We start from the raw sequence: 11,081 nt of genomic DNA on the forward strand, positions 1-11,081 counted from the left end.
ATCACACAAGACGCGGGTTCGGCTTGTTGCCGTCAATGTCATATTTGCTCAGAGCTGCTGCGAGATCTTTTTCGCTGATCGAACCGTCGCGGTAGAGATCGACCATGGCCGCCGCTGCGATGTGGTTCGCGTCCACTTCAAAGAACCGGCGCAGGTTGACCCGGCTGTCCGAGCGGCCAAAGCCGTCAGTGCCCAGAACCGTATAGCGGCCCGGCACACAGGCGCGGATCTGCTCGGCGTAGTTCTTCATGTAGTCAGTGGCAGCGATGATCGGACCTTTGGCATTCGCAAATTGCTGCGCAACATAAGATGTCTGCGGTTCAGCCAACGGGTTCAAACGGTTGTGGCGGGCCACATCCTGACAATCACGCGCCAATTCGTTCAGCGAGGTTGCCGACCAGATGTCCGACGTTACGCCAAAATCTTCTTTCAGCATTTCCGCAGCTTTGATCGCCTGCACAAGGATCGTGCCAGAGCCCATCAGGTTCACATGCTTTTTCGCCGGTTTGGCGGTTTTTGTCATGCGGTACAGGCCTTTGATGATGCCTTCTTCGGCCCCCATCGGCATTTCAGGATGTGCGTAGTTTTCGTTCATCAAGGTCAGATAGAAGAACACATCTTCTTGGTCTTGATACATCCGCTTCATGCCGTGCTGCACGATGACGGCGACTTCGTAGCTGAAGGTCGGGTCATAGCTGACGCAGTTCGGAACAGTGCCCGCAAGGATATGGCTATGTCCGTCTTCGTGCTGCAAGCCTTCGCCGTTCAACGTGGTCCGACCGGCAGTGCCGCCCAGCATAAAGCCACGTGCGCGGCTGTCGCCTGCGGCCCAAGCCAAATCGCCAATCCGCTGGAAGCCAAACATCGAATAGTAGATGAAGAACGGGATCATCGGCACGCCGTGGTTGGAATAGGACGTCGCTGCCGCGATCCAATCCGCCATAGCGCCGGCTTCGTTGATGCCTTCTTGCAAAACCTGACCTGTTTCAGATTCTTTGTAGAACATCATCTGATCGCGGTCTTCAGGTGTATATTGCTGACCCTTCGGGTTATAAATCCCGACCGAGCGGAACAAGCCTTCCATACCGAAAGTCCGGCTTTCGTCCGGCACAATCGGCACAATGTTCTTGCCGATTTTCTTGTCACGCAACAGCGTGGTCAAAATACGGACAAAGGCCATTGTGGTGGAAATTTCACGATCTCCCGTGCTTTCCAGCTGCGCTTTGAACTTCTCAAGCTCTGGAATTTCCAAGCTTGGCGCACCAGTAAAGCGTTTGGGGAATTCCCCGCCCAGATCTTTGCGGCGATCAGCAAGATAAGCTTTTTGAGCGTTGTTCAGTTTGACCAGCGGCACTTTGTCTTTGAGGTCTTCGTCGCTGACCGGAATATTGAACCGGTCGCGCATCGCCTTAAGCTGATCGTCGGCCATTTTCTTTTGTTGGTGCGTCGTGTTCTGGCCTTCGCCAGCCGTTCCCATGCCGTAGCCCTTGACCGTTTTGATCAACAGAACGGTTGGTTGGCCTTTGGCTTCGGTCGCACGTTTGAAGGCGTTATACACCTTTTTAGGCTCGTGCCCGCCACGGCGCAGGGCCCAGATCTGATCGTCGGACCAATCCGCAACCAGCGCGGCTGTTTCAGGGTATTTGCCAAAGAAATGTTCGCGGATATACGCGCCGTCTTTGGATTTGAAGGTCTGATAGTCACCGTCGACGGTTTCTTCCATCAACTGGCGCAATCTGCCCGAGGTGTCGTTCTCAAGAAGTTCATCCCAGCCCTTGCCCCAAAGCAATTTGATAACGTCCCAGCCGGAGCCGCGGAAGTTGCCTTCGAGTTCTTGAACAATCTTGGAGTTTCCGCGGACCGGTCCATCCAAACGCTGCAAGTTGCAGTTCACAACGAAAATCAGGTTATCAAGGCCTTCGCGGGCCGCCAGATGGATCGCGCCGATTGATTCCGGCTCGTCCATTTCGCCGTCACCGAGGAAACACCATACCTTGCGGTCGGCCATGTCGATCTGGCCACGGTTGTGCATGTATTTCATGAAACGCGCTTGGTAGATCGCCATCAACGGGCCAAGGCCCATCGAAACAGTTGGGAACTGCCAATAGTCAGGCATCAACCAAGGGTGAGGATAAGAGGACAGCCCGCCACCAGAGACTTCGGAACGGAAGTTGTCGAGCTGCTCTTCGGTCAAACGACCTTCCATGAAGGAACGCGCGTAGATGCCAGGGATCACATGGCCTTGGAAAAACACCAAGTCGCCGCCGTGGATCGCGCTTTTGGCACGCCAGAAGTGGTTCAGACCAACGTCGTAAAACGCAGCAGAGGACGCGAACGACGCAATGTGTCCACCGTATTCACTGCTTTCTTTATTGCGACGCACAACAGTCGCCATGGCGTTCCAACGGTTGATGGTGCGGATGCGCCATTCCATGTCAGTGTCGCCGGGCATCTCAACTTCGTCATCTGTTGAAATGGTGTTTTGATATGGTGTGTTTGATGAGAACGGTAACTTGGCCCCGGCTGCTCGTGCTTGCTGTACCGCTTTGTCCAACAGGAAATGGGCACGGTCTGCACCGTCACGCTGGATGACGTCTTCGACGGCCTCCTGCCATTCCTGGGACTCGACCGGATCAATGTCTTGCGAGTGATCTGTCATATGTCCTCTCCCTTAATTGCGCCGCTGGCGCATCTATTTGGTTTAATATTAAACCAACTGGCGTTTCACTGCGACTTTTAGAAGGTTACTCAAGTTGAGCGGCTTCTGCAATCGCGTTGGGTTTGGGGTCTAACAGGTCAAACGACGTTGCGGCAGATAGGCACGCGCATAGCTTCCATGCGCATCGCGCATGGCATGTAGTTTAACATTAAACTTTAGAGTGTTTCTAAATCAGCTTTTGTCAGAGAGAGGCACAACATTGGTAACATCATCTTTGGCCAATTCTTCGAAATCGAAATTATCCAACCTTCTTGCCCGCTTACCGGCCTTCTCAGAACTAATCTTGATATCTTCGATGTCACGGGCTGCCTGCCCAAAGTGACGATCAAGGCTGCCGACACGTGTTCCCAATCGATCTACGTCTTGTGAAAGCAGGCTCAATTCCTTGCGAATGGCCCCAGCTTGTTCCCGCATCCGCGCATCCTTAAGAATCGCGCGCATGGTATGCAAAGTTGCCATACAGGTTGTTGGGGACACGATCCAAACACGCGCTGCGAATCCTTCGCGCACCAAATCCGGAAAATTTGCGTGCAACTCTGCGTAGACCGCCTCGGACGGAAGGAACAGCAAAGCACCATCCGCAGTCTCGCCCTCAAGGATGTATTTTTCCGATATATCCTTGATGTGTTTGCGTACCGACGTTTTTAACATCCGCGCCGCTTCGACCACTTGGCTGTCTGTCGTCGAATTGCGCAGCGCCTCGTAACCTTCAAGCGGGAACTTGGCATCCACAACAATCGGACCCGGGGGGTTGGGAAGATGGATCAGGCAATCCGCCCGTTTTCCGTTCGAAAGTGTCGCTTGCAGGGTATAACTGTCCTTTGGCAGGGCCTTGGATACAATGTCCGTCAACTGGATTTCACCAAAAGCCCCGCGTGTTTGCTTGTTCGACAGGATGTCTTGCAAGGTCAGCACGTCACCAGACAGTTTGGTGATATTCTCCTGCGCTTTGTCGATGGTTTGCAACCGCTCTTGCAAAGCCGACAATGATGTTGCGGTGTTTTTGGCACTGCCGTTCAATGCAATGCCCATCTTTTCTTGCATTTCGGTCAGCGACAGCGTGGTTTTCATCTGCAAATCTGCCATGTTCTCTTGCAGGCGGATTTGGTTTTGACCCAGCGTTTCAGACAATTTCAATTGCTGGACCGCCATATTATCAGACAGTGATTGTTGCATGTGGGCCAGATGTTCACCGGTGTTGCGCTGAGCTTTGGACATGTCTTCATGTAGGCGCAATTGCACCTCCCCCAGCCGCTGCTCCATCAGAATAGTAAGTTGCGTTGCAGCTTGGACTTGCTGGTGGCCAACCGCATTCAAGCTGCCCTCCAGATGACCTTGACCATTGGCAAGATGTTCTACGCGGGTCGACATATCTGTCAGCGCATGGGCCAGCATTTCCGAGGTCTGAGCCGTACGGCCCGCCCGTCGCACGCTGGAAATCAACAACACAAGTATCAATAGCAGGACAACCCCCGCCCCCAATACAGCCAAGACAGCCGGGTCCTGGAGTGAATAGGCTTGGTCTCCGATTTGGATCATGTGCGTCCAAACAACCTTTCGATATCACTTAGCTTCAACTCAACATACGTCGGGCGGCCGTGGTTACACTGGCCGGAATGCGGGGTTGCTTCCATCTCGCGCAGCAGCGCGTTCATCTCTTCGGCCCGCATCCGGCGGCCTGACCGGATCGATCCATGGCACGCGACACGGCTCAGGATTGCCTCGATCTTTTCCAGAACAAGCTGACTTTGACCTAGGTCCGAAAGCTCATCCAGAATATCCAGGATCAGCGCCTTGGCATTCACTTCGCCAAGGATCGCTGGCGTTTCACGCACGGCAATCGCACTGCCGCCAAAGGGTTCAAGGGTCAGCCCCATTTTGGTCAGCTCATCAGACACCGCCAAGATGGAGGCCGTTTCGTCCGGTGACAGTTCGACCACTTCGGGAATCAGCAAGGCCTGAGCCGCAACCCCGTTTTGCGCCATCTGGTTCTTGAGCTTTTCATAGACAAGGCGTTCGTGTGCGGCGTGCTGATCGACCAAAACAATGCCCGTTTCGGTCTGCGCAATGATGTAGTTTTCGTGAACCTGCCCACGGGCCGCCCCAAGCGGCAATCCTTCCAGCGCAGGTTGCTCTGGCGCTGGCGTGTCCGGTTCGAAAACACGGCCAGAGTAACTATCAGACAAATCCGAAAATCCGGGCGCTTGTGCCTGATAAGATGCCAAGCGGGCACTCGGGGATGGCCGATCCATTTGATAAACGCGTGGCTGCATCGGCTCCGGTTGCATTGCCCCCAGCGTTGCTCCGGCCACCGTGGTCGAAGCGCGATGCCCTGCCTCGGCCAAACCGTGACGCAGCGCCGAGACAATCAGCCCGCGCACCACACCCGGATCACGAAACCGAACTTCGGATTTGGCAGGGTGCACGTTGACATCCACCTTGTGCGGATCACAATCTACAAACAGCGCCACCGCTGGATGACGTTCGCGCGACAGGAAATCCTGATAAGCCCCGCGCAGCGCGCCAATCAGCATTTTATCCCGCACCGGACGGCCGTTGACAAAGAGGTGTTGAGCAACGGCCGTGCCGCGTGAATAAGTTGGCAGCGCGGCATATCCAGTCAGGTGAAACCCTTCGCGTTCTGCATCGATCGCCAGTGCGTTTTCGGTGAATTCCCCGCCCATCACACGGCCCAAACGTCCGCGCAACGCGTCAAACAAATCACCCGTCTCAGGTTCAACCCGAAATGTAACCCGATCTTTGCCGCCGGACACATCCCGCAAGATGAAGCCAACCGAAGGTTCGGCCATCGCCAATCGCTTGATCACATCGCTAATCGCCATCATCTCGGCCCTGTCCGACCGGAGGAATTTCAACCGTGCCGGCGTGGCAAAGAACAGATCGCGCAGGGTCACAACGGTGCCGCCGTTCAAGGCACAGGGTTTCAGGGCAGATTTTTCGCCGCCTTCAACACTCAGCTCAACCGCTTCGAACCCTTGAGCGCGACTTTGGATGGTTAAACGGCCGACAGCCCCAAGACTGGGCAAAGCTTCGCCGCGAAACCCGAACGAATGGATGTTCAACAGGTCCGAGCCATCAATTTTGGACGTCGCATGCCGTGACAAGGCCAAAGGCAACTCATCTCCGGTCATGCCGCAGCCATCATCTGTGATCCGGATTAGCGTCTTGCCACCATCCGCAATTTCGATTTCGACACGGCGCGCACCGGCATCGATGGCGTTCTCTACCAGTTCTTTGACCGCTGACGCAGGGCGTTCCACCACCTCACCAGCAGCAATCCGGTTGATAGAGGCATCGTCAAGTTGACGGATAACTGGGCGCATATTGGGGGCTTGGGTGTTCATGCCACTAAATTTAGCAGAGCCGCTGCGATTCTGAAACAAAGAATGAACAAACCAGCGCATCAACATCAGGTCACCGCAAAAGTAAGAACGCTCCAAAAGTCGCATATCTAAAGCAACTTTATGTCTCTAGCTTTGACCTAACAGATAGAGAAGTTCGTGTAACAGGAGTATGCAAAATGCCAGTTTCCCTCGTCGCTTATGAAACCATCAGCAACATTTATGGCGCGGCCTTCGCCAAGGTTTGGTTTCGCCCAGTTTCAGCCACTCGGCGCTCCTAAACACAAATTCATGCATCCCAAATTGATCGGGTTTGTTCCAGCATGCATGTGTAATGCCGGAACACAATTGCGCGGCGGCCTAAGCCATCAACCCCTGCGCTTGAAGCGCAACCAGCGTTTCATCAAGGCTGAGACGCGCGCGTTCGACCAGCGTATCAATCTCGTCGCGTGAAATCACCAGTGGCGGAGAGATAATCATCCGGTCTCCCACGTGCCGCATGATCAGGTTGTTGGCAAAACAGCGTTCGCGGCAGATAAACCCAACGGTCCCGACATCCGAGGTAAAAGGCGCACGGATGGCTTTGTTCGGTGTCAAAGCAAGCGACCCCATCATGCCAATAATCTTGACCTCACCCACCAAAGGGTGATCGCCAAGGCTTTCGAAGCGCTCCTTTAGATAGGGGCCGGTATCGTCGCGGACCCGCTCGACGATCTTTTCATCTTCCATAATGCGCAGGTTTTCCAGCGCGACGGCGCAGGCCACCGGGTGACCGGAATATGTATAGCCGTGGTTAAACTCGACACCGCCGATGACCTCGGCCACCTCGTCGCAAACAATAGACCCGCCGATCGGCTGATAGCCTGATGACAGGCCTTTTGCGATGGTCATGATATGCGGGCGCAGGCCAAGCGCCTGCGATGCAAACCAGTTGCCTGTCCGGCCAAATCCGCAGATCACTTCGTCCGCAATTAACAAAATCCCGTATTTGTCGACGATGCGCTGGATTTCAGGCCAATAGGTATCAGGTGCAATAATCACGCCACCCGCCCCCTGCACCGGCTCTGCGATAAAGGCCGCAACCCTGTCGGCCCCGATCTCAAGGATCTTTTCCTCAAGCTGACGTGCGCGCTCAAGCCCAAATTCATCAGGACTCATATCGCCGCCTTCTGACCACCAGTTGGGCTGATCGATATGTTCGATACCGTCCAGAACACCGCCCTGTTCGTGCATGCCCTTCATGCCGCCAAGACTCATCGCGCCAACGGTCGACCCGTGATACCCGTTCCAGCGTCCGATAATCACATTGCGATCAGGTTGCCCTTTGGCCTGCCAGTAGGTTCGCACCATGCGCAAATTGGTGTCATTTGCTTCTGACCCGGACCCCGCAAAAAAGACCGAGTTAAGGTCCCCCGGAGCCAGTTCTGCCAGCCGGGCCGCCAGGGCGATTGCCGGGACATGCGAGGTTTGAAAAAAGGTGTTGTAGTAGGGCAGCTCCAACATCTGCCGTTTGGCAGCTTCGGCCAATTCTTCGCGGCCGTAGCCAATGTTGACGCACCACAGGCCCGCCATCGCATCCAAAATGCGGTTGCCGTCACTATCAGTCAGCCAGCAGCCTGATGCACGGGTTACAACGCGCGCGCCCTTATCGCCCAATTCCGAGTTATTGGTGAAGGGATGCATGTGGTGTGCAGCGTCGACGCGGCGCAGCTCTTCGGAAGGTGTGTTGGTGGATAAAATGGTCATGGGACTGGCCTCTAATAGGGTCACCGCAAGAATATGATCAAATTCCCAGCTGTCAATCACTGTGAACAGTTGAACCATGCCCAAGCTGCACATTTTGCAAACATCAAGCTGAAACCTAGACCTGATCTTGCAGCAAGGACTGCCGGATCATGTCCATGCCTTGAACCACATCGTCTTGCATCGCCTTCATCGCACCTTCGGCGTGGCCAAGTTTTAGGGCAGCAAGCAGTTCCTTGTGGCGGTCCGGTAGGTTCTTGGTTCCAAATTGTCCGCATACGATTCGAAGGGAGGGCCCAAACCGCAGCCACAGCCCCTCAATCATAGCGGTCAAGATCGGAGCCTCTGCAAGCCGGTTCAACGCCTCATGAAAGGCGTGGTTCTCACGAAGATACAAAGGCACATCGCCGCGTTCAATCGCCTGATCGAGTCGCTCATCAATAGCCGTCAACAGATCTATGTCCTCTGGCTTGATCCGTATTGCAGCCTTTTTGGCAAGCATCGGTTCAAGCGCAAGCCGGGCCTCAATCAATTCTTCGACGGCCGGCAAATCCAACTCTGGAACCATAATCCGGCGGTTCCCAAGCGCCAACAAAGCCCCCTCTGCCGTTAACCGGCGCAGAGCTTCCCTTACTGGTGTCATTCCAACACCCAAACGCTCTACAAGTCCTTGAATAGTCAGGGCTTCTCCGGGCTTAAATACGCCGAACAGAATAGATTCCCGCAAATCGCGATAAACCTGCTCATGCGCTGGTAACCCTACACTTTCGGCTCTTCGTGCCTGTGTTTTCATCAATTCACTTCCCGTAGTCTATCAAGGTCAATCCGAGACCTTGCCGAGGTAATTCTTCCGTGCAAGCATCGCAAAAGTTGCTTTGCAACGCAACTTATGATCAAAATTCGCAGACGGGGCAAAAAAGACCCTGAGTCCAGCTAGGAGAATAAGATGATCAAGACATGCACCACGTTGACTGCCATGCTAGCGCTGATCGCCGGAATGGCCAGCGCGGATGAGGTCCGCGTTTACAACTGGTCCGATTATATCGACGAAGCTTTGTTGCAAAAATTCGAAGAAGAGTCCGGCTTAACGCTCATCTATGACGTTTTTGACAGCAACGAGCTGCTCGAAACCAAAATGCTGGCCGGTGGTTCTGGCTATGATGTCGTGGTGCCAACCGGCGGCTTCTTGCAACGGCAAATTCAGGCTGGGGCGTTTCAGCCTTTGGACAAGTCCAAGCTGACAAACTACGGCAATCTTTGGGATGTGATTCAAACGCGCACCGCCCAATTTGACCCCGAGAACACTTACGCAATCAACTATATGTGGGGCACCACTGGCATTGGTGTAAATACCGCCAAGATCAAAGAAACCTTGGGTGACGATGCCCCAATCGACAGCCTCGCCTTGGTCTTTGACCCTGCGAATATGGAAAAACTTGCGGGTTGCGGCGTGCATTTCCTTGACGCCCCGGACGAGATGATCCCGGCGGCGCTGACCTATTTGGGCATTGACCCCAACACCAACGAAAAAGACGATTTAGAAAAAGCCGCCGCCGTGTTGGAAGCCGTTCGCCCGCACATCCAAAAATTCCACTCAAGCGAATACATCAATGCGCTGGCAAATGGTGACATCTGTGTTGCCGTAGGGTGGTCTGGCGATATCTTGCAGGCCCGCGACCGCGCAGCCGAGGCTGCTGCTGGTGTAGACATCGTTTATAACGCTCCCAAAGAAGGCGCGTTGATGTGGTTTGATATGATGGCCATTCCCGTCGATGCCCCGAACCCCGAGGGTGCGCATCAATTCTTGAACTTCATCCTTGATGCTCAAAACATGGCTGCCGCGTCGAACTATGTATTCTATGCAAATGGCAACAAGGCCGCACAGGAATTCCTTGATCAGGCGTTGATCGAAGACCCTGCGATCTACCCGTCGCCCGAGGCGCTGGATGCGACTTATATCAAGGATCCGTATCCGGCCAAAGTTCAGCGGGTCGCGACCCGCCTTTGGACTCGTATCAAATCAGGAATCTAATCCCTTAATACAAATCGGCCTGCACCCGATAGTTTCGGGGCAGGCCCCATTAAACGGGAAGAGACATGGCGCAATCCGTCTTCGCACCCTGGGAAGATTCCCAGCAAAAACCATTGATCGAATTTGTGAACGTCACCAAACGGTTTGGCGATTTTACGGCGATCGACAACCTGTCTCAGAAAATCTTCGAGCGTGAGTTTTTCGCCCTGCTCGGCCCTTCTGGCTGCGGCAAGACGACAATGATGCGAATGCTCGGCGGGTTTGAAACTCCGACCGAAGGGAAAATTTTGCTGGCGGGACAGGACATTGGCAATGTGCCGCCAAACAAGCGGGCAGTGAACATGATGTTCCAAAGCTACGCGTTGTTTCCGCATCTGTCCGTTTGGGAAAACATTGCATTCGGATTGAAACGCGAAGGCCAGCCCAAGGATCAGATCGCCGCACGCGTTGATGAAATGTTGCGTCTCACCCGATTGGAAAAGTTCGCCCGCCGAAAACCGCACCAGATATCCGGTGGTCAACGCCAGCGAGTTGCATTGGCGCGGTCTTTGGCAAAAGCCCCAAAGCTGCTTTTGCTTGATGAACCCCTTGGGGCGCTGGACAAAAAGCTGCGGCACGAAACCCAGTTTGAACTAATGGACATTCAAGAAAGCACTGGCACAACCTTTGTCATTGTCACCCATGACCAAGAAGAGGCGATGACCGTCGCCAGCCGCGTAGCCGTGATGGATCACGGAAAGATCGTTCAGGTTTCAACCCCCGATGTGATCTACGAAGCCCCGAATTCTGTCTATGTCGCTGATTTTATTGGCGACGTGAACCTGATCGAAGGCAATGCGACCAAGGCCGAATCTGGGGTGCAAATTACATGGGGTGAGAATACAGCCCCCTTGGTTTCCACAAATTCGGATCAGGCGCTGGCCGGAAAGCGGGTTGTCTTGGCCCTGAGACCCGAGAAAGTCAGCATTTCAGTCGAACGGCCAGATGCTCCGAATGTCTTGCGCGGCAAGGTGATCGACATTGCCTATCTCGGGAACTTGTCGACCTATCATGTGCAGTTGGAGACCGGCACGATGGTCAAGGCACAGATTGCGAACACCCGGCGCGTGTCCAGACGTCAGATCACTTGGGAAGACAGCGTGTGGCTCAGCTTTTCCGCCACGGCTGCGGTGGTGCTGGAGGGCGGCATATGACCGGCAGCCCATCCCCAGCACAATCGGCCAAC

General features: G+C 54.4%; 7 protein-coding genes. 2 read left to right on the forward strand and 5 right to left on the reverse strand.

What is annotated here, in order from left to right; all coding sequences use genetic code 11:
* Position 1: 1 nt before the first annotated feature.
* From aceE to C8N36_RS12100, 5 genes are all read right to left on the reverse strand, one after another.
* Complete coding sequence (gene aceE / locus C8N36_RS12080) at positions 2-2,659, reverse strand: pyruvate dehydrogenase (acetyl-transferring), homodimeric type (RefSeq protein ID WP_097805048.1); 2,658 nt, start codon at positions 2,657-2,659, stop codon at positions 2-4.
* Positions 2,660-2,890: 231 nt separating this feature from the next.
* Positions 2,891-4,258, reverse strand: a complete 1,368-nt coding sequence (locus C8N36_RS12085; RefSeq protein ID WP_097805047.1) for a DNA recombination protein RmuC — start codon at positions 4,256-4,258, stop codon at positions 2,891-2,893.
* Positions 4,255-6,063 (reverse strand): DNA mismatch repair endonuclease MutL, encoded by a 1,809-nt coding sequence (gene mutL, locus C8N36_RS12090; RefSeq protein WP_370739155.1) that lies wholly within the window; start codon positions 6,061-6,063, stop codon positions 4,255-4,257. The genes C8N36_RS12085 and mutL overlap by 4 nt, the downstream gene beginning before the upstream one ends.
* Before the next feature lie 378 nt (positions 6,064-6,441).
* Positions 6,442-7,827, reverse strand: coding sequence for an aspartate aminotransferase family protein (locus C8N36_RS12095; RefSeq protein WP_097805080.1), 1,386 nt, complete (start codon positions 7,825-7,827; stop codon positions 6,442-6,444).
* Between the two features lie 115 nt (positions 7,828-7,942).
* Positions 7,943-8,617 carry a GntR family transcriptional regulator gene (locus tag C8N36_RS12100; RefSeq protein WP_097805046.1) on the reverse strand — a complete coding sequence of 225 codons (675 nt, stop codon included), beginning with the start codon at positions 8,615-8,617 and terminating at the stop codon, positions 7,943-7,945.
* A 153-nt stretch (positions 8,618-8,770) separates the two neighbouring features.
* Here C8N36_RS12100 and C8N36_RS12105 point away from each other — a divergent pair, with 153 nt between their 5' ends.
* Together C8N36_RS12105 and C8N36_RS12110 are read left to right on the forward strand one after the other, a co-directional pair.
* Positions 8,771-9,856, forward strand: coding sequence for a polyamine ABC transporter substrate-binding protein (locus tag C8N36_RS12105; protein WP_097805045.1), 1,086 nt, complete (start codon positions 8,771-8,773; stop codon positions 9,854-9,856).
* Between the two features lie 65 nt (positions 9,857-9,921).
* Positions 9,922-11,049: an ABC transporter ATP-binding protein gene (locus C8N36_RS12110; RefSeq protein WP_097805044.1), complete on the forward strand. Its 1,128-nt coding sequence runs from the start codon at positions 9,922-9,924 to the stop codon at positions 11,047-11,049.
* Positions 11,050-11,081 lie beyond the last annotated feature (32 nt).

This window comes from Pelagimonas varians (assembly GCF_003208435.1).
Taxonomy (GTDB): domain Bacteria; phylum Pseudomonadota; class Alphaproteobacteria; order Rhodobacterales; family Rhodobacteraceae; genus Pelagimonas; species Pelagimonas varians.